Here is a 24939-nt window from a genome sequence, read left to right as displayed (position 1 = left end):
GCCTTCACCGGCGCGCCCGCCCGCGGGCGCACACCCTTCCACTCTGGATCACGTCGTACTGTTCTGCCCATGCGACTGACCAAGTTCGGACATGCCTGCGTTCGCCTTGAGCAGGGCGACACCACCGTCGTGATCGACCCGGGCGCGTTCACCGATCCGGCCGCGCTGGCCGGGGCGGACGCCGTACTGATCACCCACGAGCACTTCGACCACTTCGCGGAGGGGACGCTGCGGGCCGCGCTGGAGGCGGACCCGGCGCTGCGGGTGTGGACCAACCCGGCGGTCGCGGCGAAGCTGGAGGACCTGGGGCGGCGGGTGACCGCGGTGGGGGAGGGCGACGCCTTCGAGCTGGGCGGGCTCGGGGTCAGCGTGCACGGGGAGTGGCACGCGATGATCCATCCGGAGATCCCGCTGGTGCGCAACACCGGGTTCCTCTTCGACGGCCGGGTCTTCCATCCGGGTGACGCGCTGACCGTGCCGCCGCACCCGGTGGAGGTGCTGCTGCTGCCGATCGCCGCGCCCTGGAGCAAGGTCGGCGAGCTGATCGACTACGTGCGGGAGGCGGGGCCGCGGCAGGCGGTGGCGGTGCACGACGCGGTGCTCAGCCCGGAGGGGCTGGCGATCCACACCCGTCTGGTGGGGTCGGGCGGCCCGGGGACGGGCGCGGAGCTGACGGCCCTGGCGGCGGGCGAGAGCCTGGAGCTGGGGTGAGGCGGCATCGGTGAGCGTTCACGCAGGCGTGAACGCTCACGTGGACTCCACCATTCACGTGTGCGCCATCATTCGTGAACCCGATGCCATTCACGTACGCGATGCCATTCACGTACACGCTGTCATTCACGAAAGCATGAACGCTCACGTGCACACCGCCATTCATGCATGCGCCGCCATTCACGCAAGCGTGAAAGTTCACGCACCCGCCTGCACCCGCCTGCCCGGTGCGGGCCCGGGGTCCGGGGTCCGGGGTCCGGGGTCCGGGGTCCGGGCGGGTGTCCGCGCCGGTAGCCTGACGCCATGCTGAAGATCGGACTGACGGGCGGCATCGGCGCGGGCAAGAGCGAGGTGTCGCGCCTGCTCGCCGCCCACGGCGCGGTGATCGTGGACTCCGACGTGATCGCCCGGGAGGTGGTCGCGCCCGGGACGGCGGGCCTCGCCGCGGTGGTGGCGGAGTTCGGCCCCGGGGTGCTCCGGGAGGACGGCGCGCTGGACCGCCCCGCGCTGGGCGCCGTGGTGTTCGCGGACCCGGACCGGCTCGCGGCGCTGAACGCCATCGTCCACCCGCTGGTCCGGGCCCGGTCCGCGGAGCTGGAGGCGGCCGCCGCCGAGGATGCGGTGGTCGTCCACGACGTGCCGCTGCTCACCGAGAACGGGCTCGCCCCGCTGTTCGACCTGATCCTGGTGGTGGACGCCGAGGACGAGGTCCGGATCGACCGGCTGACCCGGCTGCGGGGCATGACCGAGGAGGAGGCCCGGGCCCGGATGGCCGCCCAGGCGCGCCGCGCCGACCGGCTGGCGATCGCCGACCTGGTGATCGACAACAGCGGACCGCTGGAGGCGCTGGCCCCCCGGGTCGCCGAGGTCTGGGCCGAACTGAAGTCGCGTCAGATCTGATCTGGTCACGACCCCGCCCAGCGGCGATCATGGGGGGATGGCTGATCAGAGGGCTCCCGAACCGACCGCCGTGGTGCGGCTGAGCGAGTACGGCAAGGCCGAGCAGGAGGAGATACTCGGCGCCGGCCCCGACCCGTACGGCGTCGTGGACACCGGCCTGACCTTCCTGCCCAAGGAGATCCACTTCGGCGTGCGACTCCCGGACGGTCGGCTGGTCGCCCACACCGGGCTGCTGCCGCTGTCGCTCACCGTCGGCGGCGTCGACCTGGCGGCGGTCGGCGTCGGCGGGGTGGCCGTCGCCCGCGAGGAACGGGGGCGGGGCCTGGCCCGCACGGTGGTCGACGCGGCGCTGGAGCACGCGCGGACGCTGGGCCCGCGGCACGCCCTGCTGTTCTGCAGACCGCCGCTGGTGACGCTCTACCGGCGGCTCGGCTGGCGGGAGGTGCTGGCGGACGTCCACGTGGAGCAGCCCGGCGGCCGGGTGGTCCTGATGCCGCTGCGGACCATGTGGGCGCCGCTGGCGGAGGGCACCGGCTGGCCCGAGGGCCCGGTACGGCTGCGCTCGCTGCCGATGTGAGCCCCGGTCAGGCGGACGCGGCGGCCGGCACGGGCGTGGGGGCCGGGGCGGTGCGCGCGGCCGCGTGCTCGACGGCGGCGAGGGCGAGGGCCCGGATCGCGGGGTGCGGGCGGCCCTCCTCGCCCGACAGCTCGGGCTGGAAGAGGCTCGCCAGGAAGAACGGGTGGTCCGGCAGTTCGGCGATCCGCACCTCGCCGGAGGCGTCGGTGCCGCTGAACCGCAGTCCGTGCGCGCGCAGCAGCTCCAGGTACTCGGCGTTCGGCCCGTACGCGCAGTGGTAGCGCTCCAGGGTGCGGGTGGTGCCCAGGACCCGCTCGGCGAGCGAGCCGGGGACGAGGTCGACGACGCCCTCGTGGCCGACCAGCGAGCAGCTGAGCGGGACCAGCAGCAGCTGCCCGCCGTCCGGGGCCGACTCGGCGTGCGCGGCCGCGGTAACGCCGCAGACGTTCCGGGCGTACTCCAGCACCGCGTGCTGGAAGCCGGCGCAGGTGCCGAGGAACGGGATCCGCCGCTCGCGGGCCGTGCGGACCGCCTCGACGGCCCCGGCCTCGCTGCGGTACGGGCTGCCGGGCAGCAGCCAGATCGCGTCGAAGCCGTCGAGCGCGCCCGGGGCCGCGGCGTCCTCGGTGGGGATCCAGTAGGCGTCCAGGACGAGCTGGTCGCGTTCGGCGAGCGCGGCGAGCAGGCCGGGGACGCGGGTGTGGGAACGGACACCGGCGGAACGGTCGCCGACGAGGGCGAGCCTGGGGGTGCGATAGGTCATGCGGCCATCCTGACGCCGAGAGCCCGATGAGCACCAACGATGATCCTTGCTGTGGGCATCAGTGATACTGATGCCCATGGATCCGCACCACCTGCGCACCTTCGTCGCCGTCTGCCGGCTCGGCTCCTTCTCCGAGGCGGCCCGCGTGCTCGGCTACACCCAGTCCGCGGTCTCCCAGCAGATCGCCGCCCTGGAGGGCGATCTGGGCACCACCCTGCTGCACCGCCGCCCGGTCGGCCCCACCGGGGTGGGCGCGCGGCTGCTGGAGCACGCCGGCCCGCTGCTGGTACGGCTGGACGCGGCGCGCGCCGACATCGCGCGCCTGGCCGGTGCCCCGAGTGCCCGCCTGGTCCTCGGCGCGACCCCGCTCACCGTCACGCCCGCCGTGGCGCACGCGCTCGCCGAGGTGCGCCGGGCGCACCCGCGGCTGGAGCCGGTGCTGCGGGTGCTCGCGCACGAGGAGCTGCCGGCCCTGGCCGCCACCGGCGAGGTCGACCTCGCCCTGGTCGACGGCCTGGCCGCGCCCAGCGACCCGCTGCCGCTCCCCGAGACCGGCCCGCTCACCACCCTGGCCGTCGCCGAACAGCCCGTCGCCGTGGTGCTGCCCGCCGACCATCCGCTGGCCGGCCGGTCCGGCCTCGCCCTCGCCGACCTGTCCGCCGCCCGCTGGCTGGAGGCGCCCGCCGTCACCCCGCCGTCCGGCCGGCTGCGCTCCGCCGCCGGTGTGGACGGTTTCCGGCCGGCGACCGCCTACCTCGGCGGCGACGTCCGGGGACTGCTCACCCTGGTCGCCGCCGGTCACGGCCTCGCGCTGCTGCCGCCGTCCGCCGTGGACGGCGCGCCCGGCGTCGTCGCGGTGGCCCTGCGCGAGCCGCGTCTGGTGCACCGCACCGAACTGGTGCACGGCAGCCTCCCGGAGGACGGCCCCGCGGCGCTGCTCGCCCGGCTGCTGGCTCCCTCGCGGGCGTGACGCGTGCCCGGGATCGTCGCGCGGGGTCGGCGGGCGCCCGGGGCCGGTCGGCACGTGAGAAGTCGGCCGGTCCGACTTCTCACGCGCCCGGCCTCACGCGGCGAGCCTCACGCCCGACCTCGGACGCCCGGCCTCACGCGCCCGGCCCCGGAACCGCGGTCAGGCCTTGCGGCCGACGCCCGCCCAGATGGCGACCTGGGCGTCGGTCTCCTGCGGGGCCCCGTCCGGGCGCCACAGCGGAGCGGTGACCAGCCCGGGCTCCAGCAGCTCCAGGCCGTCGAAGAAGCGCAGCACCTGCTCCCGGCCGCGCATGGTCAGCTGGGCGGCGGCGTTGCGGTAGATCGCCGGGCCCTTGGCCGCGTCCTCGGGCGCCGAGAAGTCGCCGGTGGCGTGCGAGAGGGCGAGGTGGCTGCCCGGGGGCAGCGCGTCCACCAGGGTCCGCACGATGCCGTACGGGTCGTCCGCCTCGTCGATGAAGTGCAGCACCGCGAACAGCAGCAGGGCCACCGGCTCCCCGGCCTCGACGGCCTCGCGGACCTCGGGCGTCTTCAGGATCGCCGCCGGGTCGCGCAGGTCGGCCCGGACCACGGCGGTGCCGCCCGGGGCGGTCCCGCCGAGCAGCGCGCGGCTGTGCACCAGCACGATCGGGTCGTTGTCCAGGTACACCACTCTCGCGTCCGGCCGCACCCGTTGGGCGATCTGGTGGGTGTTGCCGGCGGTCGGTATGCCCGTCCCGATGTCGATGAACCGCCGTATGCCGTCGGTGGCGAGGTGGTGCACGGCCCGGCCGAGGAAGGCCCGGTTGGCGAGCGCGCTGATCCGTACCAGCGGGCTGAGCGCGAGCACCTTCTCGGCGGCCTCGCGGTCGGCGGGGAAGTTGTCCTTGCCGCCGAGGTAGTAGTCGTACATCCGGGCGGGGTGCGGGATCTCCGGCCGCAGGTCGGCGGGTGTGCGCAGTTCGGCGTTGTCGCCGTCCAGCCACTCCAGCTCGATCTCGTGACGATCGGTCATGTCCGGCCTCCCCGGGGGTCATACCAGTGATCCGTGCGGTTCCGTCGGCAGCATAGGTGCCAATTCGTACGCGTGCGCCGCCTTTCGCGATCCGGACGGCCCGACCGGGGCCGGGACCCATCCCCGTCCGGCGGGTCAGCCGGCGGCCGGCCGGATCCCGAGCGCGGTCAGCGCGTCGATCGCGGGCGGGGAGAGGTCCGGTTCCCGTAGGCCGGCCAGCGGCATCCAGGCGACGGCGCTGGTGGAGTCGTCGGCCTTGGTGACCACGAGCGGCGCGGGCTTCAGCGCGACCCGGTAGAACACCCCCACCAGGTGCCACTCCACCCCGAGCCGGGTGGCGGCGTAGCTGCGCGCGTCCACCAGCTCGGCCTCGATCAGCTCCAGCCCGGTCTCCTCGAACAGCTCGCGCCGCAGGGCCTCCTCGGGCTGCTCGCCGGGGTCGATGCCCCCGCCGGGAAGGTGCCACAGCCCGGGCTCGAAGACCGGGGAGGCCGCGGAGAGCTGCGTCAGCAGCAGTCGGTCCTCCATGGTGGCGATCGCGTACGCCGAGATCCGCGGCCGTGCGTTGCTTCCCAAAACACCCCTCCGAGACACCGGTTCGTGACGTAACCATACGGCGCGTCAGAAATGCGAGCGCCTAGAGTGACGGAATGAGCGACACATCCGTGAGTCTGCGTCCGATACTCGAACACGACCTTTCCACGCTGGAGCGATTTCTCCTCGAACCGGAGGCCACCGAGCCGTACCAGTGGTTCGGCTGGGCGGACCCGGGGCGCTGGCGGCGCGGCTGGGCGGAGAACGGGCTGCTGGGGGACGACAGCGCGCAGCTGGCGGTGGTGACGGGGGAGGAGCTGCACGGGTTCGTCGGCTGGCGGCGGATCACCGTGACGCGGATCTCGTACTACTGGAGCGCCGGCATCCTGCTGCTGCCCGAGTCCCGGGGACGGGGGATCGGGACCAGGGCCCAACAGCTCCTGGTCCGCTACCTGTTCGCACACACGCCGGTGGTCCGCATCGAGGCGGACACCGACGTGGAGAACCTCGCAGAGCAGCGCGCGCTGGAGAAGAGCGGCTTCATCCGCGAGGGCGTCTCCCGCAAGGCCGTCTTCCGGGGCGGGCATTGGCGCGACAGCGTGCGCTACAGCGTGCTGCGGGAGGATCTGGAGACCCCGGGCTTCCCCGGGGTCCGGGACGAGCGTCAGGGCAGGGCCTAGGACGCGATGGCCGTGGCCGGGGTGGTGGCGTGGGCCGGGAGGTTCACGGTGGGGGCGGCGAGGGCGTGGGCGAGGATCCGGCGGCGCTCCTGGGGGTCCGGCGAGGCCAGCAGCGCGGAGAGCACCGCCATCCGGGCCTGGCCGGCCCGCAGGGTGCCGGTGGGCTGGGCGCCGGCGGCGATCAGGTCGACGGCGCCGCCCTCGGTGTAGAGCGGGGCCACCGGGCCGGCGGAGACCCGGGAGGTGAGCGCGACCAGCACGCCGCGCGCGATCGCCTCGGCGACGGCCTCGACGAAGTCCGGGGTGGCGTTGCCGGCGCCGGTGCCGACCAGCACGATGCCCTGGGCGCCGGCCGCGAGGGCCGCCCGCAGCAGCGTCGGGTCGGCGTCGGCGTGGTGCATCACCAGGTCGACGCGGAGCGGGAGTTGCTGAACGGACGGGGAGGGCAGCGGCAGTCCGGCGGGGCGCTCGGGACGGCCGTGCAGCTCGACGCCGGCGGGGCCGACCGCGCCGACCGCCGTACCGGAGGGGTCGGCGAAGGCGTCCAGGGCCAGGGTGGCGGTCTTGACCGTGCCGCGCGCGGCGTGGATCCTGCCGTCGAAGACCACGAGGGTGCCGAGGCCCGAGACGGTGGCGGCGGTCAGCAGCGCGTCGCGCAGGTTGCCCGGCCCGTCGCCGTCGGCGGCGTCCATCGGCAGCTGGGCGCCGGTGAAGACCACCGGGCGGTCGTCGGCGTGGTGCAGGTCGACCAGGAAGGCCGACTCCTCCAGGGTGTCCGTGCCGTGGCTGACCACGATGCCGGCGACCTCGGGGTGCGAGAGCGTCTGGTGGACGGCGCGCAGCAGGGCGAGCTGGTGGGCGGTGGTGAGCCGGGGGCTGTTGACGTTGAAGAGGTCGACGACCTTCACGTTCACACCGGGCGGGACGACGGTGGTGGCCAGCACCTCGGGGCCGGAGGTGTCGGCGGCGTAACCCTTGCCCTGCCAGCGGCTGGCGATGGTGCCGCCGGTGCTGATGAGGACGACCTGCTTCACGGGTGGTGCCTTTCGTTCGCGTACCCCGACCTCGCAAGGATAGGAAAACAAGCCCGCAATACGATCGCCAGTTCCGCCTTGCCGAGGCCGGAACCGTGGTGGATTCTTGCGCCATGGACGAGATCGACCTGCACATCTTGCGCGAGCTCCAGGAGGACGGGCGGCTCAGCAACCAGGAGCTGGCCCAGCGGGTGGGTCTCACCGCCTCGCCCTGCATGCGCCGGGTGCGGCAGCTGGAGCAGGACGGGGTGATCGAGGGCTACCGGGCGGTGGTCAACCCGGAGGCCGTCGGCCGGGGCTTCGAGGTGCTGGTCTCGGTGGAGGTCCGGCGGGAACGGGAGGCGGTGGAGGCCTTCGAGGAGGCCCTGCAGGAGATCCCGGACGTGATCGAGGCGTACCGGCTGTTCGGCAGCCCCGGCTGCCTGCTGCGGATCGCGGTGGCGGACCTCCAGGCGTACGAGCGGCTCTGGATCGAGCGGCTGACCTCGCTCTCGGGGGTGACCGAGGTCAATTCGCAGATCATCATGAAGCGGATCAAGGAGCCGCGGGGGCTGCCGGTGGGCCGTCCGCCGAGGAGGCCGGCCTGACCACCGGCCCTCGGGCCGCGGACGTCAGGGCAGGTCCGCCGGGGCCGGCTCCGGGCCGCTCTCCGGATCGCGGGTGAGCAGGTAGCGGGCGCCCGGGCCGGCCGCGGCGGCGCGGTCGCCGGCGTTGTAGAGGCCGCAGCGGGTGAGCGAGAGGCAGCCGCAGCCGATGCAGCCGCTGAGCTTGGCCTTCAGCAGTTCCAGCTCGGCGATCTGCTCGTCGATCCGCGAGCGCCAGGAGCCGGCGACGGCGTCCCACTCCGTGCCGCTGGGGGCGGGGCGCTCGGGGAGGCGGTCCAGGGCGACCCGGGCCTCGTCCAGCGAGAGGCCGACCCGCTGGGCGGCGCGGACGAAGGCGACCCGGCGCAGCGTGCCGCGGGCGTAGCGGCGCTGGTTGCCAGTGGTGCGCTCGGCGTGGATCAGCCCCAGCTTCTCGTAGTAGCGCAGGGCGGAGGTCGCGAGGCCGCTGCGCTCGGCGAGCTGGCCGATGGTGAGCAGGTCGTTGCGGTGCGGTCCGTGGGCGGTCATGGACGATCACTCTAGCCGCTTGACTTGAAGTCGACTTGAAGTTGCACGATCGACGGCATGACCACAGCGAAGACCACCGCGCAGGCCGTCATCACCGTTCCGGGTGCCACCGTTCCGGGCACCGTCGTTGCCGGCACCCCCGCGCCCCGCATCCCTGCGCCCGGCATCCCCGCGACCTTCGGGGACCTGCCCGGACTGATGGCCCTGATGACCGGTGACGAGAAGCACGGTCCGGCCGCCACCTCCACCCTGGATGCGCTCTGGGTGCTGTACGACCGGGTCCTGCGGGTCACCCCGGAGACCGCCGGGGACCAGGAGCGGGACCGCTTCCTGCTCTCCAAGGGCCACGGGCCGATGGCCTACTACGCGGTGCTCGCCGCCAAGGGCTTCATCGACCGGGGGATCCTGCCGAGCTTCGGCTCCTACGACTCCCCGCTCGGCCACCACCCGGACCGCCTGCTGATCCCCGGGGTCGAGATCGCCTCCGGTTCGCTGGGTCACGGGCTGCCGCTCGGGGTCGGTACGGCGCTCGGGCTGCGCGCCCAGGGGCTGACCGATCCGGCGGTCTGGGTGCTGCTGGGTGACGCCGAGTTCGACGAGGGCTCCAACCACGAGGCGGTGGCCTTCGCCGGTGCGTACGGGCTGGACCGGCTGCACGTCGTGGTGATCGACAACTCCTCGGCCACCCACGGCTGGCGGGGCGGCATCGCGGCGCGCTTCGCCAACGAGGGCTGGTCCACGGCGACCGTGGACGGCCGGGACCACGAGGCGCTGCACACCGCCTTCACCGCCGCCCACCCGGGCCGCCCGCACGTGGTGGTCGCCCGGGTGGAGCCCAAGACCGCCTGAGTCCCGCGCCCGGCCCGGCCCCGCACCCCAGCCCCGCCCCGCACCCCGGCCCGGGCCGGCCCCGCACCCCTCGCACGCCCCGCCACCGCACGCCCCGCCACCGCACGCACCGCCCACCTCCCACCGCGAAGGACCTCCCCGATGGACACCATGCGCGAGCGCTTCCTGGACGTCACCACCCGCCTGCTGGACGAGGACCCGCGACTGGCCGTGGTCCTGGCCGACATCTCCGCCTCCGGCTTCACCCGGGCCGCCGCCGACCACCCCGACCGGGTCGTCAACGTCGGCATCCGCGAGCAGCTGCTGATCGGCGCGGCCGGCGGCCTGGCGCTCACCGGGATGCGCCCGATCGCCCACACCTTCGCCAGCTTCCTGGTCGAGCGGCCCTTCGAGCAGATCAAGTTGGACCTGGTCCACCAGGGCGTCGGTGCGGTGCTGGTGAGCGCCGCCGGCTCGTACGACTGGCCGGCCGGCGGGCGCACCCATATGTCCCCGGGCGACGTGGCGCTGCTGGACACCCTGCCGGACTGGACCGTGCACGTCCCCGGCCACCCGGACGAGGCCGAGCGGCTGCTGCGCCACGCCGTCGCCGACGGCGACCGCAACGTCTACGTCCGGCTGTCGGCGCACCAGAACGGCGCCGCCGTGGACGTCGTTCCGGGCCGGTTCACCGTGCTGCGCCGCGGGAGCAAGGGCGTGGTGCTCGCGGTCGGCCCGATGCTGGACGCGGTGCTGGCGGCCACCGAGGGGCTGGACGTCACCGTGGCGTACGCGGCCACCGTGCGCCCGTTCGACGCGGCGGGCCTGCGGGCGGCGGTCGGCCAGGGACGTCCCGACGTGGTGATCGTCGAGCCGTACCTGGCCGGTACCTCCGACAACGCCGCGCACGCCGCGCTGAACGACCGGCCGCACCGGGTGCTGGGCCTGGGCGTGCCGCGCGAGGAGCACCGGCACTACGGCTCGATCCCCGAGCACCTGACGGCCTACGGACTGGACGCGGCCGCGCTGCGCGAGCGGATCGGCACCTTCCTCTGGTAACCCGTGCCCCGCAGCGCCCGCCCGCAGCGCTCGCGGAACCCCCGGCCTCACACCCGGACGATCGCCACCGACTCCGGCCCCAGCCGCAGCCGCCCGCCGGAGGGCCCGCCGCCCGCCGCACCGCCGTCGAGCCCGCAGTCGCCGAACGAGGCGACCACCTCCCGCACCCCGTCCACCGGCCGGGCCGCCTCCGTGCCCAGGTTGGCCGCCACCCGGTACGGCCCCCGGTGCACCACGATCCACCGCGCCCGCTCGTCGTGGTCGACCCCGACGGCCGCCAGCTCCGGGTCGGACAGCTCCGGGCAGGAGCGCCGCAGCCGGAGCAACCGCCGGTACCAGTCCAGGAGTTCGGCGTGCGGCCCGCGCCTGGGCTCGGTCCAGTCCAGGACGGAGCGCAGCACGGTGGCCGGCTCCTGCGGGTCGGGGACGGCCTCGGCCTGCCAGCCGTGCTCGGCGAACTCCCGGCGCCGGCCCTGCCGGACCGCCTCGGCGAGCCCCGGGTCGGTGTGGTCGGTGAAGTACTGCCAGGGCGTCGAGGCGCCCCACTCCTCGCCCATGAACAGCATCGGGGTGAACGGCGAGGTCAGCACCAGCGCGGCGCCGGCGGCGAGTCGGCCGGGGGACAGCAGGGCCGGGAGGCGGTCGCCGAGGGCCCGGTTGCCGACCTGGTCGTGGGTCTGCAGGTAGCCCAGCAGCCGGTGGCCGGAGGCGGGCGGGAACGGGCGGCCGTGGCCGCGGCCGCGGAAGGAGGACCAGGTGCCGTCGTGGAAGAAGCCCCGGGTGAGCGTCTTGGCGAGCGCGGCCAGCGGGGCGCGGGCGAAGTCCCCGTAGTAGCCCTGGGACTCGCCGGTGAGCGCGCAGTGCAGGGCGTGGTGGAAGTCGTCGCTCCACTGGGCGCTCAGGCCGAGCCCGCCGGCCTCGCGCGGGGCGGTGGTGCGCGGGGAGTTGTGGTCGGACTCGGCGATCAGGAACAGCGGCCGGTTCTCGGCCACCGCCAGCCGCTCGACCTCGGCGCCGAGCTCCTCCAGGAAGTGCACGGCCCGGTCGTCGGCCAGCGCGTGCACGGCGTCCAGCCGCAGCCCGTCGATCCGGTAGTCGCGCAGCCAGGCCAGCGCGGAGCCGGTCAGGTAGGCGCGGACCTCGTCCGAGCCGGGCGCGTCCAGGTTGACCGCCGAGCCCCAGGGGGTGTGGTGGCGGTCGGTGAAGTACGGGCCGAAGGCGGGCAGGTAGTTGCCGGACGGGCCGAGGTGGTTGTGCACCACGTCCAGGACCACGCCGAGGCCCTTGCGGTGCGCGGTGTCCACGAAGCGCTTGAGCCCGTCGGGCCCGCCGTACGGCTCGTGCACCGCCCAGGGCGAGACCCCGTCGTAGCCCCAGCCGTGCCGTCCGGGGAACGGGCAGACCGGCATCAGCTCGACGAAGTCCACGCCCAGCTCGACCAGGTGGTCCAGGCGTTCGGCGGCGGCGTCGAAGGTGCCGGCCGGGGTGAAGGTGCCGATGTGCAGCTCGTACAGCACCGCGCCGGGCAGCGGGCGGCCGCGCCAGCCGGTGTGCGACCAGCGGAAGCCGGCGTGGTCGACTGGCCGGCTGGGGCCGTCCGGGCCGTGCGGCTGACGGGGGGAGCGCGGGTCGGGCAGCGGCGGGCCGCCGTCCAGCCGGAAGGCGTAGTCCCCGTCGGGGGCCTCGCCCCGCCACCAGCCGTCCCGCGCGGGGTCGCGCCGCAGCGGGTGGCGGCCGCCGTCGACCTCGACCTCGACCCGCTCGCCGGCCGCCGGCGCCCACACCTCGTAGCTCCTCACCGCGGCACCCCCCGGGTCAGCAGGGCCACCGGGAGGGCGGAGAGCAGGTCCGCCACCGGCACCGGGCCGGGCGGGTGCTCGCGCTGGGTCAGCTGGTCGGTCCAGGGCCCGCCGGCCGGCAGCTCCAGCACGGTGTCGCGCCAGCCGCCGGCCCGCTCCAGCCCGTACGGGAGGCGGGTCACCGCGGTGATCACGTGCTCGCCGCGTTCGAAGGCGAGCAGGTGGGGCGAGGCGCAGGGCAGCGGGCGGTGGCGGCCGAGCGGGCCGAGCCCGCGGCGCAGGCGCAGCGCGGTGCGGGTGAGGTGGAGCTTCTCGCGGGCGAGGTCGCCGGGCCGGGGCGTCTGTGAGTCGGTGAGCCGGACGGCGAGCGCGCCGAGGTCGACGGCCCGCCGGTTGTCCGGGTCGACCAGGGTGTGCAGCGGCTCCTCGCTGCCCTGGTAGAGGTCCGGCACGCCGGGGACGGTCAGGTGCAGCAGCGCGGCGGCGAGGGTGTTGGCCCGGGCGTACGGCGCCAGGGCGTGCACCAGGCCCTCGATCCGGGGCAACAGCCCGGGGTTGCCGTACACCGCGCGCACCCGCTCGCCCAGGGTGCGTTCGTAGGCGTGGTCGGGGGTGGTCCAGGAGGTCCGGGTCTTGGCCTCGCGGACGGCCTTGAGCAGGGCCGCCTCCAGCCGGTCCGGGCCGATCGGCCAGGCGGCGACCAGGGTGTGCCAGAGCAGCCAGTCGGCGTCCCGGTCCGGCCAGGGACCGGCCGCGGTGGACCACGCGGCGGCCTCGGCGGCCCAGCGCTCCGGCTGCTCGGCGAGGACGGCGAGCCGGGCGCGCGCGTCGGCGCTGCGCTTGGTGTCGTGGGTGGACAGCACGGTGAGGGTGTGCGGCCAGTGCCGCTGGACGTCGCGGCACCAGTCGTGGAAGTCCTCCGGGGCGACGCCCGGCCGGGCCGGCTCGCCGCCGACCTCGTTGAGGTGCGGCAGCGCGTTCCAGCGGTAGAAGGCGGTGTCCTCGACGCCCTTGGCGGCGACGGCGGCGGCGGTCTGCGCGAAGCGCACGCAGAACTCGTCCTTCTCCGGGCCGCGGCCGAGCAGTCCGAGCGCGAGGTCCGCGACCAGGGCGGCCGTGGGGTCCGCGCCGGCGCCGTCCAGGGCGGTGCGCAGCTGTTCGGCGGAGGCCTGCGGCACCGCCTCGCCGGGCCGGGCGTACGGGCGGTAGACGGGGTAGCCGGTGAGCAGCCGGTGCAGCGCCTCGCGCAGCTGCCAGGGCGCGTGGTCGGCGAACGCGGGCTCGGCGGCGGCGATCCGCACCGCGAGGCGGACCAGCCGGTCGACCTCGGCGGCCAGCTCGCCCTGCGGCGCGGTCATGTCGGCGCGCCCCCGCCGGGCGGCGGCCACCGCCGGGTGCGGGTCGGCGCAGGGCTCGCCGGGCGGGCCGGACTCGCCGGCGAGGAAGTGCGCGTAGGCGCCCGCCAGCCGGCAGGCGCCCGTGTGGTCGGTGAGTACGCCGTCGATGCGGCGCAGCGCGTCGTAGCCGGTGGTGCCGGCGCACGGCCAGTCCGGCGGCAGCCGTTCCTCGCCGGTGAGGATCTTCTCGACGACGGTGTAGGCGCCGCCGGTGGCCTCGGCGAGCCGGCGCAGGTAGCCGCGCGGGTCGGCCAGGCCGTCCGGGTGGTCGATCCGGAAGCCGTCCAGGACGCCCTCGGCGTGCAGCCGCAGCAGCACCCCGTGGGTGGCCCGGAACACCTCCGGGTCCTCGACCCGTATCGCGATCAGCTCGTTGACGGTGAAGAAGCGGCGGTAGTTGAGCTCGGTGCGGGCCAGGCGCCACCAGGCGAGTCGGTACCACTGGCGGGCGAGCAGCTCGGGCAGCGGCAGTGCGGCGGTGCCGGGGCGCAGCGGGAAGGCGTGCTCGTGGTAGCGCAGCACGTCCCCGTCGACGGTGAGCCGGTCGAGCACGGCGCCGAGCCGGTCGCCGAGCACCGGCAGCAGCACCCGGCCGCGGGCGGGTGCGTCGGGCGGTCCGGGCTGGGCCGTCCAGTCGATGTCGAACCAGCGCGCGTACGGGGAGTCGGGGCCGTCCCGCAGCACCTCCCAGAGCGGGCGGTTGAGCCGTTCGGGGGCGGGCAGTGCCATGTGGTTGGGCACCACGTCGGCGATCAGCCGCAGGTCGTGGCGGTGCGCCTCGGCGGCCAGGGCCCGCAGCGCCGGTTCGCCGCCGAGCTGCTCGGCGATCCGGGTGTGGTCGACGGTGTCGTACCCGTGGGTGGAGCCGGGCACGGCCTCCAGCAGCGGGGACAGGTGCAGGTGGGAGACACCGAGGGCGGCCAGGTACGGCACGGCGGCGGTGGCGTCGCGCAGGGTGAAGCCGGGTTGGAGCTGGAGCCGGTAGGTCGAGGTGGGGATGACGGCCGGGCGTGGCTGCGCGGGCTCGGCGGCGGAGGTCATGAGTCCATGACTACCCGCCGGGGCCCGCGGCCAAGACCCGTTGCTGACCCGAACAGGTGACCGGCCCGGCCGCCGGGCGGCCCGGGGCGGTCTTCCCAGGGGGCCGGGGCGCTCTCCCCGGGCGGCCGGGGCCGGTCGTCCGGTGCCTCAGGCCGGCCGCTGCAGCACCATCAGCGAGCGGTCGACGAGCCAGAGGGTGTCGCCGGCCTTCACCCGGGCGCCGGTGCCGGGGGCGGGCAGCCGGGGCTGCGCGGTGTCGACCACCAGCTGCCACTCCTGCCCGTGGTCGGCGGGCACGGTGAACTCCAGCGGCTCCGAGTGGGCGTTGAACATCAGCAGGAAGGAGTCGTCGACGATCCGCCCGCCGCGCCGGTCGGGCTCGGAGATGGCGTGCCCGTTGAGGAAGACGCTGAGCGACTTGGCGTAGCTGGCGCCCCAGTTGCGCTTGGTCATCTCCTCGCCGCCCGGGGTGAACCAGGCGATGTCGGTGAGGTCCTGCCGGTCGCCCGCGGCCGGGCGGGTGCCGGAGACCGGGCGGCCGTGGAAGAAGCGCCGGCGGCGGAAGACCGGGTGGTCGCGGCGCAGCCAGATCATGCCCTGGGTGAACTCCAGCAGCCGGGCGGCCGGGCCGTCCCCGTCCGGCCAGTGCACCCAGGAGAGCTCGTTGTCCTGGCAGTAGGCGTTGTTGTTGCCGAGCTGGGTGCGGCCCAGCTCGTCGCCGTGCGAGATCATCGGCACGCCCTGGGAGAGCATCAGGGTGGCGATGAAGTTGCGCTGCTGGCGGGCGCGCAGCTCCTCCACCGCCGGGTCCTCGCTGGGGCCCTCGTCGCCGCAGTTCCAGGAGCGGTTGAAGGACTCGCCGTCCCGGTTGTTCTCGCCGTTGGCCTCGTTGCGCTTCTCGTTGTACGAGACCAGGTCGCGCAGGGTGAAGCCGTCGTGGCAGGTGACGAAGTTGATGGAGGCGATCGGACGGCGCCCGTCGTCCTGGTAGAGGTCGGAGGAGCCGGTGAGCCGGGAGCCGAACTCGGCGAGCGTGGCGTTCTCGCCGCGCCACAGGTCGCGCACGGTGTCCCGGTACATGCCGTTCCACTCGGTCCACAGCGGCGGGAAGTTGCCGACCTGGTAGCCGCCCTCGCCGAGGTCCCAGGGCTCGGCGATCAGCTTGGCCTGGGAGACCACCGGGTCCTGCTGGACCAGGTCGAAGAACGAGGAGAGCCGGTCCACCTCGTGGAACTGCCGGGCCAGCGTGGCGGCCAGGTCGAAGCGGAACCCGTCCACGTGCATCTCGGTGACCCAGTAGCGCAGCGAGTCCATGATCAGCTGGAGCACGTGCGGGCTGCGCATCAGCAGGCTGTTGCCGGTGCCGGTGGTGTCCTCGTAGAAGCGCTGGTCCCGGGCGAGCCGGTAGTACGAGACGTTGTCCAGGCCGCGCAGCGACAGGGTCGGGCCCAGGTGGTTGCCCTCGGCGGTGTGGTTGTAGACGACGTCCAGGATCACCTCGATGCCGGCCGCGTGCAGCGCCTTGACCATGGACTTGAACTCCTGCACCTGCTGGCCGCGGTCGCCGGTGGAGGAGTAGGAGGAGTGCGGGGCGAAGAACCCGACGGTGTTGTAGCCCCAGTAGTTGGAGAGCCCGAGGTCGCGCAGCCGGTGGTCGCGGACGAACTGGTGCACCGGCATCAGCTCGATCGCGGTGACCCCGAGCTTGGCCAGGTGCTCGATCACCGCGGGGTGGGCCAGGCCCGCGTAGGTGCCCCGGATCTCCTCCGGGATACCCGGGTGGAGTCTGGTCAGCCCCTTCACATGGGCCTCGTAGACCACCGTGCGGTGGTACTCGGTGCGCGGCGGGCGGTCCGTGCCCCAGTCGAAGTACGGGTTGATCACCACCGAGTGCATGGTGTGCGGCGCCGAGTCCAGGTCGTTGCGCCGCTCGGGGGCGCCGAAGTGGTACCCGTACACCGACTCGTCCCAGTCGATGTGGCCGCTCATCGCCTTGGCGTACGGGTCGAGCAGCAGTTTGGCGCTGTTGTGCCGCTGCCCCAGCCCGGGGTTGTACGGGCCGTGCACCCGGAAGCCGTACCGCTGGCCCGGCCCGATGCCGGGGAGGTAGGCGTGCCGGACGAAGGCGTCCGTCTCGCGCAACTCCACCGCGGTCTCGGAGCCGTCCCCGTCGATCAGGCAGAGCTCGATCCGGTCGGCGCTCTCGGAGAACACCGCGAAGTTGGTGCCGGCCCCGTCGTAGGTGGCGCCGAGCGGGTAGGGCTGCCCCGGCCAGACCTGCATGAGTCCTCAACTCCCTTATGCGATAAGCAAACTGACGCACTGTTCGGCATTCGCCCGACCCCGGGGGGTCTCTTCCCGGGCGGGTGTCCGGACATGTGCGGCGGTCGCACACCGTGACGCACGGCACAGTGCGCATACTCCCCGACGCGCGGGCGGACATAGGGGCCATTTGCCCCTTGTTCGCCCGAACGGGTGTCCACCGCGCCGCGCGGACGGGACGTACGGCGCGCCACGGCGCGCCGCGCGCCCGCCCCGGGAGCCGCCCGCGGGCGGACGGGCGGCCGGCAGGGGTGGTCCAACCGGCTGCGGGGCGCGCGCGACGGGCAGTACCCTTGATCGTCCGGCCGCCCCGCGCTCGTGGCGAACCATCAGGACCGGCCGGCCCGGCCGGGCGGACCGTTCAGAACCAGCAGCTCGACCAGGAAGCAGTGAGGTAACGCATGGTGTTCCCCGCCGGCGGCCTAGGCGGCGGGCCGGACGGCCCCGACCGGGGCAGCGCCCGCAGCGAGGCGCCGACGGTCGTCATGCGGCCCTCCCACGCCGGCCGCGCCGTCGTCCCGGCCCAGAGCGGCCCGGCCGAGATCCCCGCGCTCGCCTGGTCGGCCGGCGAGTGGGAGGACGCGTACCAGCGGGTCCGGCTCTCCGGGCGCGCGTACGTCTGGCTCAACCTGGTCGAACAGCGGCTGCGCTCCCTCGTCGACGAGGTGCTCCACCCCATCTACGCCCCCGCCCACGGCGAGGACTGGGTCACCGCCGCCGCCGGACCCGCCGGCGAGGAGTGGGCGCACCGGGCCGGCGCCGTCCGCGAGGTCAGCCGGCGCAAGGGCTACCTGCTCGACCCCGCCGACGACGACCCGCTGGTCTTCCTCACCCTGCCCCAGCTGCGCGAACTCATGGTCCAGCACTGGCCCTGCTTCGAGCCCTACCTCGCCGACCGCCGGGAGATCGAGCTCGCCCTCGACGAGCTGGAGGTCGCCCGGCACGTCGTCTCCCGCAACCGCACCCTCACCCAGACCGTCCTCGCCCAGACCGAACGCGCCGCCGCCCGGCTGCTCGCCCTGCTCGACGGCGGCACCGGCGGGGTGCCCGCCGACGTCGTCGAATCGCTGGTCGCCGGTCGGTACGCGGACGTCGTCGCGGTGCACGCCGACCGGGTCCGCCTCCAGCGCGACCTGCCTGTCGAGGACCTGCTCGACGGCGCCCGGCGGCTGGACGCGCTCGGCATCGGCCTCGGCATGCTCTGCCAGAACTACACCGGCAAACGGCTGGTCCGGCTCGCCGCCGAGGGCTGCCGGGTCCGGCTGCTGTTCCTCAACCCGGCCAGCAGCGCGGTGCGCCGCCGGGAGCGGGAGCTCGGCCTCTCCCGCGGCGAACTCGCCCGCTCGATCGAGATGAACATCATGCACGTGCGCCGGGTCCGGGCCCGGCTGCGCGACCAGGGCGGCTTCGAGATCCGGGTCTTCGACGAGACCCCGCGCTTCACCGCCTACCTGGTCGAGGGCCTGCGCGCGCCCGGCCAGGTCGGCGGCCGCCGCCAGACCCGCGACCTCGGCGTCGTCCAGCCCTACCTGCGCCGCTCCCGGGGCATGGAGTCACCCGCCCTGGTGCTGCGCGGCGGCGCCGGCCAGCAGCCCGGCGGCACCGAACCGGGGCTGCTGGAGGTCTACCGCGAGGAGTTCGAAGGGGTCTGGGGGGACTCCCGCCCGGTGTCGTAGCCGGCGCCCCCCGCGCGGACGCGGCCCCGACCTTCCCTCCTGCCTCGCCGCCCGGCCGCGGGCCGTCCGCGTCCCTGCCCGTCCGACCAGCCCGTCGCCGGCCGCCGATCGCGGGCCGTCCGTGTCTCCCGGCCGTCCGGTGTCACAGAGCCCCGGGCCGTTCCGACCCCTTCTCTCCACCCTCGTCGCCGGCCGCCCGGCGGAGCCCCTCGGGCCGGGTTGTCGGTGGGGCGGGTGATGATAGGGGCTGTTTCGAGCGCAGGACGGAAGGACACCCCTCATGAGCTGGTGGCAGCAGCCACTGGTCGGCTTCGACCTGGAGACCACGGGCACCGACCCGGACGTGTCCCGCATCGTCACGGCCGCCCTCGTGGACACCGTCGGGAGCCGTCGGCAGGGCGCCGCCAGCTGGCTGCTCGACCCCGGTGTCCCGATCCCCGCCGAGGCCGAGGCCATCCACGGCATCGGCGACGACCTCGCCCGCAGCAAGGGCCGGCCCGCCAAGGAGGCGGTCGACGAGATAGCCGCGGCCCTGTGCGAGCGCCTCGCCGCAGGCCGTCCGGTGGTCGCCTTCAACGCGCCGTTCGACCTGTCGCTGCTCGACGCCGAGCTGCGCCGGTACGGGCTGCCCGTCCTCGCCGAGCGCCTCGGCGGCCCGGTCGCCCCGGTGCTGGACGCGCTGGTCATCGACCGCGCCGTGGACAAGTACCGCAAGGGCTCCCGCACCCTGCAGCGCGTCTGCGAGGTGTACGGGGTCGAGCTGACCGACGCCCATGAGGCGGGCAGCGACGCGCTCGCCGCCGTCCGGGTCGCGGTCGCCCTCGCGGAGCGCTACCCGGGGCAGGTCGGCGACGTCCCGCTGCCCGAGCTGCACCGGCGGCAGGTCGACTGGCACCGGGAGTGGGCCGAGAGCCTGGAGGCCTGGCTGCGCCGCGCCAAGGACCCGCAGGCGGTGATCGACCCGCGCTGGCCGCTGCGCTGACCCGTCGGGTCCGTCCGGCGGTCCGCCCACGGGTCCGTCAGTCGTCCGCCGTCAGCTGCCGTCGGCCGGCGTCCCAGCCGTCCGGCCTCCCAGCACCCTGGCCTTGGCGAGGTCGAACTCCTCGGCGGTCAGTCCGCCCTCGCGGTGCAGTGCGGCCAGCCGCTCCAGGCTCTCGGCCAGGACGGCGGCCGGCTCGGCCGGTGTCCCCGTGGGGACGGTGACCCGGCAGGTGGCCGGGGCCTCGGGGTCGTAGGCCACGTCGACCGCGATGCCGACCCGGGGCATCTCGAAGGCCTCGAAGGTGTCGGTGTGGGTGGTCCGCAGCGTGCTGCCGTCGTCGATGACGTACTCGACGGTCAGGTCGAGTTCGGGGCGGTCGTTGTAGGTGTGACCGGTGTGGCGGATCGCGGCGACCGTGCCGGTGACGGTGACGCCCTGCCCGTCCAGCAGTTCGGTCATCGCGGCCCGGCGCTCCTTCTCCAGCCGGTCGGCCCGCTGCCGCCGTACGCCCCAGCGGTCGGCCCACCGGGCGAGCGGGAGGAAGGGGAGCGCCGCGAGCGCGGGCCAGGGGTAGGGGCCGCCCGCCGACAGCGAGGCGCCCAGCAGTCCGAGCCCGGTGTATCCGGCGAGCACGGCCCGGCCGGCCACCTCCGCCGTCCCGAGGGCGCCCTCCTCGCTCCACCCGGCGAGCATTCCGGCGAGCACGAAGACCGGCCAGAGCACGAGCCCGGCGACGAGGAAGCCGGCGGTGCCGAGGCCGCCGCACCGCAGTTCCGCACCGCAGACGTCGTCGCCGAAGGCGCGGGTGAATCCGCTGCCCGCCAGGTATCCGGCGGCGGTGGCGAGGATGCCCCAGATCACGATCCAGGTCACGGTCGAACGGGTCAACCGCCGTTCCGCATCGCCCGGTTGTTCGGTGGTCATGCCGGGATGGTAACGCGGCCGGCCGGGGCCGCCGTCGACGGCCTCGCCAACCCGGACCGGCCGCCCGGTGAACACCCGGTGAACCGGCCGGGGTTCAGCCCGTCGGGAAGTCGCAGCGGTAGCCCTGGGTGGCCAGCCAGGGCAGCAACTGCCGCAACGCCTCGACGGTTTGGGTACGGTCGCCGCCGCCGTCGTGCAGCAGCACCACCCCGCCGGGGCGCAGGTCCCGCTGGACGGCTGCGACGATCGCCGCCGTCCCCGGCCGTGACCAGTCCCGGGGGTCCACCGACCAGCTCAGCGAACGCATCCCGTGCGCGGCGGCGATCCTCTGGTTGTCGGCGGTGAACCCGCCGCCGGGCGCCCGGAACCAGGCCACCCGGGTGCCCGGACCGCCGGCCTTGACGATCATGTCCTTGGCGGCCGCGACCTGGTACTCGGCCTTGTCGTGCGGGAGCTTGGCGAAGGGCTGCGGGTGGCTGACGCTGTGGTCGCAGAGCCGGTGGCCCGCGGCCAGGATCCGCTTGACCAGGTCCGGGTGGGCGGCGGCGTTCTGCCCGACGAGGCAGAAGGTCGCCTTGGCGCCGTACTTGGCGAGCAGGTCCAGGACGGCCGCGGTGGCGTTGCCCGGCCCGTCGTCGAAGGTGAGCGCGACCGTCCGGCCGCCGGAGGCGGTGCCGGTCACCAGCGCGGTCGGCACCCCGCCGACGGGCGGCGCGGGCGGCGCCGGGGTGGCGGTCGGCAACGGGGAGGGCGGCAACGGGGACGGCGGCGGGGAGGACGGCCGGGGCGCCGACGAGCCCGGGGACGGGGGTGCGGGGGCCGCCGAGGTGGGCGGCGGCGGGGGAGCCGGGTGGGCGGACGGCGTGGACGACGAGGACGGTGAGGACGGTGAGGACGGTGAGGTGGCGCTCTGCCCGGTCGTCGACGGTGAGGGCACCGGCTGGAGCGCCCCGTTGGCGGTGCCGCAGGCGGCGAGGGCGAGGGCGACGGCGGTCGCGAGACCGACGGCGAACGGTCGGCGGCGGTGGTGGCGGGTGGTCGCGTGGTGCTGGGCGGTGGTGTGCTCCGGCATGGCGGCGGCTCCTGAGGTGGTGAGGCGGCCTCGACGACGCCCTCGGTCAGGATGACTGCCCGTTAAGGGCGTGTCTGACAATTCCCGCCGGGAATTGTCAGACACGCCCTGGGACGCCCAGGCCACCCGCCCGGTTGCACGCCGTTCCGAACCGACGGACCGTCAGAACGATTGCCACCGCACGCCGGTCGCGCCCTCGCGCAGCGAGTCGACCCGCCGGCGGAACTCGGCGAGCGCCGCCGGGTCGCCGGGCGCCTGCTGGGCGACCCAGGAGGCGCTGGCGGTCTCCCGGGCGCCGCGCAGCACCGCGAACCCCGGCCACTCCCGCACGTCCCAGCCGTACCCGCCGGTGAACGCCCGGTACTCCTCGGCGGGGAGGCCGTACCGGTCGTGGGCGAGCGCCAGCACCACCAGGTCGTGCTCGCGCAGGTCGTGCGAGACGTTCTCCAGGTCGAGCAGGACGGGCCCGTCCGGCCCGACGTGGACGTTGCGCGGCAGCGCGTCCCCGTGGATCAGCCCGGTCGGCAGGCGGGGTGTCAGATCGGGCAGCGCGGCGGCGAAGGCGTCCCGGCGGTGGCGCAGGAACGCCACGTCCGCCGGGTCCACGTGCCCCTCGGCGGAGGCCAGCCAGCGTTCCACCGGCGCCAGCAGGTCCCGTCCGGTGAGCGGGAACGGCGGCAGCGGCAGCCGGTGGAGCGTACGCAGCAGCGGGGCGAGGTCGGCGGGCCGCGCCTCCCGTACGGCGGGGGCGAGCCGCTGCCAGAAGGTGACCGGGTGGCCGTGCGCGAGCTGCGGCTCCTCGCCGGCCACCTCGTGCGGGAGCACCACCGGGACGCCCCGGCCGGCCAGCCAGCGGGCGACCGTGAGCTCGCGGTGCGCCCGGTCGTACAGCTCGGGGCCGCGGCCGACCTTGGCCACCGCGGCCGGGCCGCCGAGGTCGAACACCGCGTTCTCGCCGAGCGCCAGCAGCCGGGCGGCGGCCGGTGCGGGCAGTCCGGCGGACTCGCAGGCGTGGGCGAGCAGCAGCCGGGCGCGGCCCTCGTCGAAGGGGATCATGGCGGCTGCTCCGTTCCTCGGCGCCGGCGGGGCGCGACGGAGATCATTCTGACGCAGAAGGGCCGGGCCCCGCGTGAAGCGGGGCCCGGCCGTGGGGTGATGACGAAGGGTCAGACCTCGATCCGGCGGTGGCGCGCGCCGTCGGCCGCCGGGGCCGGGGCCACCTCGCCGGAGCGTCCGGCGGCGACCGGCGGGAAGACCTCGCTGTGCGAGAGGTCGGGCATCCAGTTCAGCCAGGACGGCAGGTACCAGTTGCGGTCGCCGAGCAGGCTCATCACCGAGGGCAGCAGCACCGCGCGGATGACCGTCGCGTCGATCAGCACCGCGACCGCGAGGCCGACGCCCATCTGCTTCATCGCCTGCATCGACAGGGTGCCGAAGACCGCGAACACCGCCACCATGATGACCGCCGCGCTGGTGACCACGCCCGCGGTGGAGCGGATGCCGTGCGCGATGGCGGCCTGGGTCGGCAGACCCCGGTCGTAGCCCTCCTTGATCCGGGAGACCACGAAGACGTGGTAGTCCATCGAGAGCCCGAAGAGGATCACGAAGAGGAACAGCGGCACCCAGGACTCCACCGCGCCGACCCCGGCGGTGCCCAGCAGCGAGGCGCCCACGCCGTGCTGGAAGACCAGCGTCAGCACCCCGTACGCGGCGCCCACCGAGAGCAGGTTGAGCACCACTGCGGTGGCGGCGACGGCCAGCGAGCGGAACGAGGCCAGCATCAGCAGGAAGGCGAAGGCGACCACGAAGCCGAAGACCGGCAGCATCGAGGAGGACATCTTCTCGTTGAAGTCGTAGCTGCCCGCGGTGCGCCCGGTGACCGGCGCCTCGGTGCCGGGCACCGTCAGCACGGTGGCGGGGACGAGTTCCTCGCGCAGCGTCTTCAGCGCGGCGTTGCTGACCTCGTCGTTGCCGCTGCCCTTGAGCGGGATGTCGACGGTGGCGACGTTCTTGTCGGCGTGGACACTGACCTCGATCGGCTCCTGCATCCGGCCGCTGGCCAGGGCCCGGGCCTTCAGGTCGGCGATCGCGGCGGTCATCGCGGGGGAGTCGATGTCGGTGGCGCGGATGACCACCGAGGCGGGGGCGGGGCTGCCGGGGAAGGCGGCCTCGATCTTCTCGGAGACGGTGACCAGCTCGTTGCCCTTGGGCAGCTGCTGGGCGAAGGTCAGGTTGGCGGTGTGCATGGTCAGCAGCGGCGCGGAGAGACCGACCAGCAGTGCTCCGGCCAGTACGGTCGCGGCGAGCGGACGGCGCAGCACCGGGGTCAGGACGGCGTTCCAGACCCGGCCGCCGGTGGTGGCCGCGTCGGGGCGGCGCAGCCGTCCGAGCAGCGGGACCTTCCCCTTCTCGACCCGGTCGCCGAGCATCGACAGCAGCGCAGGCAGCACGGTCAGCGAGCCGAGCACGGCGGTGATGACGACCACGATGGTCGCGTACGACATGGCCTGGAAGGTCGCGATGCCGGTGAGGAACATGCCGGCCATGGCGACCACCACGGTGACGCCGGAGACCAGGACGGCCCGGCCACTGGTGGCGGCGGCGATCTTCAGCGCGGTGTCCAGGTCGCGTCCGGCGGCCCGTTCCTCGCGTTCGCGGCGCAGGTAGAAGAGGCAGTAGTCGACGCCGACGGCGAGGCCGACCAGCAGCATCACCGAGCTGGCGTCGTTGCTGGTGTGCAGGAAGGAGCTGCTGAGCGCGACCAGTCCGCCGGCCGCGACGAAGGCGGTGATGGCGAGGACGACCGGCAGGACGGCGGCGACCAGGGCGCCGAAGGCGACCAGCAGGATGCCGAGGGCGAGCGGCACGGCGGTCCACTCGGCGCGGGCGAAGTCCTCGGTGAACTGCTCCTCGAACCACTTGCCGGCGCTGGCCTCGCCGAACTGGACCACGGTGAGGTCCGGGTGCTTCTTCTGGACGCCGTTGACCGCGTCGAGGACGACGGTGACGTTGTCGCCGGCCTCCTCGCGGTCGCCGTTGACGGTGAACTGCACCAGCGCGGAGTGCTTGTCGGCCGAGATCGCGTGGCTGTCGTAGGGGGAGCGGACGTCGGAGACCTTGCCGGTGCCGTTGACGGCGGCGACGACCTGGTCGACGGCGGCCCTGAAGGCGGCGGAGTCGGCGCTCTGGGTGGCGCTCTGGACGAGGACGGTCTCGCCGGCCGGGGTCTTCAGCCCCGCCTCGTCGATGATCTTGGCGGCCCGGGCCACCTCGCCGGGCATCTGCTCGTGCTCCTTGATCTCCTCCTTGCCGTGCAGGCCGCCGAGGAAGGCGGCGAGGACGACGAAGAGCAGCCAACCGAAGACCGCGGTCTTCCGGTGCCGGGCGCTCCATGCGCCCATCGCGGCAGCCATGCCGAGCTTGGTTTTCACGGGAACTTCCCCCAGGGAGTGCGCGGCGGTCGGCCGCGGGGCGTGCGGGCGTACGGCGGTGGTCGGCCGCCGGGGATCAGTAGCTGTGTGCCTGTGCCTTGTGGCGCCGGCCGTGG

The 24939-nt window shown here is 74.6% G+C and carries 22 protein-coding genes; 10 read left to right on the top strand and 12 right to left on the bottom strand.

All coding sequences use genetic code 11. The features are described 5' to 3' along the window. Positions 1-69: 69 nt before the first annotated feature. From ACWEQL_RS05775 to ACWEQL_RS05765, 3 genes are all read left to right on the top strand, one after another. Positions 70-711, top strand: a complete 642-nt coding sequence (locus ACWEQL_RS05775) for an MBL fold metallo-hydrolase (RefSeq protein WP_452148900.1) — start codon at positions 70-72, stop codon at positions 709-711. Between the two features lie 303 nt (positions 712-1014). Next, a complete protein-coding gene (gene coaE / locus ACWEQL_RS05770) occupies positions 1015-1611 on the top strand; it encodes a dephospho-CoA kinase (RefSeq protein ID WP_452148899.1) in 597 nt (198 codons plus the stop codon). A 37-nt stretch (positions 1612-1648) separates the two neighbouring features. Further along, entirely contained in the window at positions 1649-2188 is a 540-nt protein-coding gene (locus ACWEQL_RS05765) for a GNAT family N-acetyltransferase (protein ID WP_452148898.1), read from the top strand. Between the two features lie 7 nt (positions 2189-2195). On the opposite strand, the gene ACWEQL_RS05760 is transcribed toward ACWEQL_RS05765, so the two are convergent. Beyond that, the gene (locus tag ACWEQL_RS05760) at positions 2196-2951 is read right to left on the bottom strand and encodes a CTP synthase C-terminal region-related (seleno)protein (protein WP_452148897.1); all 756 of its coding nucleotides are present in this window, start codon (positions 2949-2951) and stop codon (positions 2196-2198) included. Positions 2952-3027: 76 nt separating this feature from the next. Here ACWEQL_RS05760 and ACWEQL_RS05755 point away from each other — a divergent pair, with 76 nt between their 5' ends. Then, on the top strand, positions 3028-3921 hold the full coding sequence (locus tag ACWEQL_RS05755) for a LysR family transcriptional regulator (protein ID WP_452148896.1): 894 nt from the start codon (positions 3028-3030) through the stop codon (positions 3919-3921). 159 nt (positions 3922-4080) lie between these two features. On the opposite strand, the gene ACWEQL_RS05750 is transcribed toward ACWEQL_RS05755, so the two are convergent. Both ACWEQL_RS05750 and ACWEQL_RS05745 read right to left on the bottom strand, forming a co-directional pair. Then, a complete protein-coding gene (locus tag ACWEQL_RS05750) occupies positions 4081-4932 on the bottom strand; it encodes an SAM-dependent methyltransferase (RefSeq protein ID WP_452148895.1) in 852 nt (283 codons plus the stop codon). Positions 4933-5067: 135 nt separating this feature from the next. Further along, the gene (locus tag ACWEQL_RS05745) at positions 5068-5508 is read right to left on the bottom strand and encodes an NUDIX hydrolase (RefSeq protein WP_452148894.1); all 441 of its coding nucleotides are present in this window, start codon (positions 5506-5508) and stop codon (positions 5068-5070) included. A 74-nt stretch (positions 5509-5582) separates the two neighbouring features. Here ACWEQL_RS05745 and ACWEQL_RS05740 point away from each other — a divergent pair, with 74 nt between their 5' ends. Next, positions 5583-6146, top strand: coding sequence for a GNAT family N-acetyltransferase (locus ACWEQL_RS05740; RefSeq protein WP_452148893.1), 564 nt, complete (start codon positions 5583-5585; stop codon positions 6144-6146). On the opposite strand, the gene ACWEQL_RS05735 is transcribed toward ACWEQL_RS05740, so the two are convergent. Further along, on the bottom strand, positions 6143-7180 hold the full coding sequence (locus tag ACWEQL_RS05735; protein WP_452148892.1) for an asparaginase: 1038 nt from the start codon (positions 7178-7180) through the stop codon (positions 6143-6145). The genes ACWEQL_RS05740 and ACWEQL_RS05735 overlap by 4 nt on opposite strands. Positions 7181-7293: 113 nt before the next feature. On the opposite strand from ACWEQL_RS05735, the gene ACWEQL_RS05730 reads away from it, so the two are divergent. Next, positions 7294-7767, top strand: coding sequence for an Lrp/AsnC family transcriptional regulator (locus tag ACWEQL_RS05730; RefSeq protein WP_452148891.1), 474 nt, complete (start codon positions 7294-7296; stop codon positions 7765-7767). 24 nt (positions 7768-7791) lie between these two features. Here ACWEQL_RS05730 and soxR read toward each other — a convergent pair whose 3' ends face one another. Further along, complete coding sequence (gene soxR / locus ACWEQL_RS05725) at positions 7792-8292, bottom strand: redox-sensitive transcriptional activator SoxR (RefSeq protein WP_452148890.1); 501 nt, start codon at positions 8290-8292, stop codon at positions 7792-7794. 198 nt (positions 8293-8490) lie between these two features. Between soxR and ACWEQL_RS05720 the strand changes: the two genes are divergently transcribed. Then, entirely contained in the window at positions 8491-9141 is a 651-nt protein-coding gene (locus tag ACWEQL_RS05720; RefSeq protein ID WP_452148912.1) for a transketolase, read from the top strand. A gap of 141 nt (positions 9142-9282) precedes the next feature. Then, a complete protein-coding gene (locus ACWEQL_RS05715) occupies positions 9283-10179 on the top strand; it encodes a transketolase family protein (protein ID WP_452148889.1) in 897 nt (298 codons plus the stop codon). A gap of 47 nt (positions 10180-10226) precedes the next feature. On the opposite strand, the gene treZ is transcribed toward ACWEQL_RS05715, so the two are convergent. The 3 genes from treZ to glgX all read right to left on the bottom strand — a co-directional run bounded on the left by treZ (position 10227) and on the right by glgX (position 16699). Further along, complete coding sequence (gene treZ, locus ACWEQL_RS05710; RefSeq protein WP_452148888.1) at positions 10227-11978, bottom strand: malto-oligosyltrehalose trehalohydrolase; 1752 nt, start codon at positions 11976-11978, stop codon at positions 10227-10229. After that, the gene (gene treY / locus ACWEQL_RS05705) at positions 11975-14416 is read right to left on the bottom strand and encodes a malto-oligosyltrehalose synthase (protein WP_452148887.1); all 2442 of its coding nucleotides are present in this window, start codon (positions 14414-14416) and stop codon (positions 11975-11977) included. Before treY ends, treZ begins: the two co-directional genes overlap by 4 nt. Before the next feature lie 147 nt (positions 14417-14563). After that, complete coding sequence (glgX, locus tag ACWEQL_RS05700; RefSeq protein ID WP_452148886.1) at positions 14564-16699, bottom strand: glycogen debranching protein GlgX; 2136 nt, start codon at positions 16697-16699, stop codon at positions 14564-14566. 440 nt (positions 16700-17139) lie between these two features. Here glgX and ACWEQL_RS05695 point away from each other — a divergent pair, with 440 nt between their 5' ends. Next, positions 17140-18414: an SAV2148 family HEPN domain-containing protein gene (locus ACWEQL_RS05695; protein WP_452148885.1), complete on the top strand. Its 1275-nt coding sequence runs from the start codon at positions 17140-17142 to the stop codon at positions 18412-18414. Between the two features lie 280 nt (positions 18415-18694). After that, on the top strand, positions 18695-19396 hold the full coding sequence (locus ACWEQL_RS05690) for an exonuclease domain-containing protein (RefSeq protein ID WP_452148884.1): 702 nt from the start codon (positions 18695-18697) through the stop codon (positions 19394-19396). Positions 19397-19447: 51 nt separating this feature from the next. Here the strand turns inward: ACWEQL_RS05690 and ACWEQL_RS05685 are convergent, their stop codons facing one another. The 4 genes from ACWEQL_RS05685 to ACWEQL_RS05670 all read right to left on the bottom strand — a co-directional run bounded on the left by ACWEQL_RS05685 (position 19448) and on the right by ACWEQL_RS05670 (position 24805). Beyond that, on the bottom strand, positions 19448-20320 hold the full coding sequence (locus ACWEQL_RS05685; protein ID WP_452148883.1) for a hypothetical protein: 873 nt from the start codon (positions 20318-20320) through the stop codon (positions 19448-19450). Positions 20321-20414: 94 nt separating this feature from the next. Then, positions 20415-21392: a polysaccharide deacetylase family protein gene (locus ACWEQL_RS05680; RefSeq protein ID WP_452148882.1), complete on the bottom strand. Its 978-nt coding sequence runs from the start codon at positions 21390-21392 to the stop codon at positions 20415-20417. A 162-nt stretch (positions 21393-21554) separates the two neighbouring features. Then, the gene (locus ACWEQL_RS05675) at positions 21555-22448 is read right to left on the bottom strand and encodes a phosphotransferase enzyme family protein (protein ID WP_452148881.1); all 894 of its coding nucleotides are present in this window, start codon (positions 22446-22448) and stop codon (positions 21555-21557) included. 110 nt (positions 22449-22558) lie between these two features. Then, the gene (locus tag ACWEQL_RS05670; RefSeq protein ID WP_452148911.1) at positions 22559-24805 is read right to left on the bottom strand and encodes an MMPL family transporter; all 2247 of its coding nucleotides are present in this window, start codon (positions 24803-24805) and stop codon (positions 22559-22561) included. Positions 24806-24939: the final 134 nt, after the last annotated feature.

This window comes from Kitasatospora sp. NPDC004240 (assembly GCF_053603215.1).
The sequence above is the reverse complement of the archived record's forward strand: the minus strand, read 5'-3'. Positions and strand labels throughout refer to the sequence as shown.

Excerpts from the sequence above, each read along its gene's own strand:
- ACWEQL_RS05775 (WP_452148900.1), top strand. The coding sequence starts at position 70 with ATGCGACTGACCAAGTTCGGACATGCCTGCGTTCGCCTTGAGCAGGGC.
- coaE (WP_452148899.1), top strand. The coding sequence starts at position 1,015 with ATGCTGAAGATCGGACTGACGGGCGGCATCGGCGCGGGCAAGAGCGAG.
- ACWEQL_RS05765 (WP_452148898.1), top strand. The coding sequence starts at position 1,649 with ATGGCTGATCAGAGGGCTCCCGAACCGACCGCCGTGGTGCGGCTGAGC.
- ACWEQL_RS05760 (WP_452148897.1), bottom strand. The coding sequence starts at position 2,951 with ATGACCTATCGCACCCCCAGGCTCGCCCTCGTCGGCGACCGTTCCGCC.
- ACWEQL_RS05755 (WP_452148896.1), top strand. The coding sequence starts at position 3,028 with ATGGATCCGCACCACCTGCGCACCTTCGTCGCCGTCTGCCGGCTCGGC.
- ACWEQL_RS05750 (WP_452148895.1), bottom strand. The coding sequence starts at position 4,932 with ATGACCGATCGTCACGAGATCGAGCTGGAGTGGCTGGACGGCGACAAC.
- ACWEQL_RS05740 (WP_452148893.1), top strand. The coding sequence starts at position 5,583 with ATGAGCGACACATCCGTGAGTCTGCGTCCGATACTCGAACACGACCTT.
- ACWEQL_RS05730 (WP_452148891.1), top strand. The coding sequence starts at position 7,294 with ATGGACGAGATCGACCTGCACATCTTGCGCGAGCTCCAGGAGGACGGG.
- soxR (WP_452148890.1), bottom strand. The coding sequence starts at position 8,292 with ATGACCGCCCACGGACCGCACCGCAACGACCTGCTCACCATCGGCCAG.
- ACWEQL_RS05720 (WP_452148912.1), top strand. The coding sequence starts at position 8,491 with ATGGCCCTGATGACCGGTGACGAGAAGCACGGTCCGGCCGCCACCTCC.
- ACWEQL_RS05715 (WP_452148889.1), top strand. The coding sequence starts at position 9,283 with ATGGACACCATGCGCGAGCGCTTCCTGGACGTCACCACCCGCCTGCTG.
- treY (WP_452148887.1), bottom strand. The coding sequence starts at position 14,416 with ATGACCTCCGCCGCCGAGCCCGCGCAGCCACGCCCGGCCGTCATCCCC.
- glgX (WP_452148886.1), bottom strand. The coding sequence starts at position 16,699 with ATGCAGGTCTGGCCGGGGCAGCCCTACCCGCTCGGCGCCACCTACGAC.
- ACWEQL_RS05695 (WP_452148885.1), top strand. The coding sequence starts at position 17,140 with ATGGTGTTCCCCGCCGGCGGCCTAGGCGGCGGGCCGGACGGCCCCGAC.
- ACWEQL_RS05690 (WP_452148884.1), top strand. The coding sequence starts at position 18,695 with ATGAGCTGGTGGCAGCAGCCACTGGTCGGCTTCGACCTGGAGACCACG.
- ACWEQL_RS05685 (WP_452148883.1), bottom strand. The coding sequence starts at position 20,320 with ATGACCACCGAACAACCGGGCGATGCGGAACGGCGGTTGACCCGTTCG.
- ACWEQL_RS05680 (WP_452148882.1), bottom strand. The coding sequence starts at position 21,392 with ATGCCGGAGCACACCACCGCCCAGCACCACGCGACCACCCGCCACCAC.
- ACWEQL_RS05675 (WP_452148881.1), bottom strand. The coding sequence starts at position 22,448 with ATGATCCCCTTCGACGAGGGCCGCGCCCGGCTGCTGCTCGCCCACGCC.
- ACWEQL_RS05670 (WP_452148911.1), bottom strand. The coding sequence starts at position 24,805 with ATGGCTGCCGCGATGGGCGCATGGAGCGCCCGGCACCGGAAGACCGCG.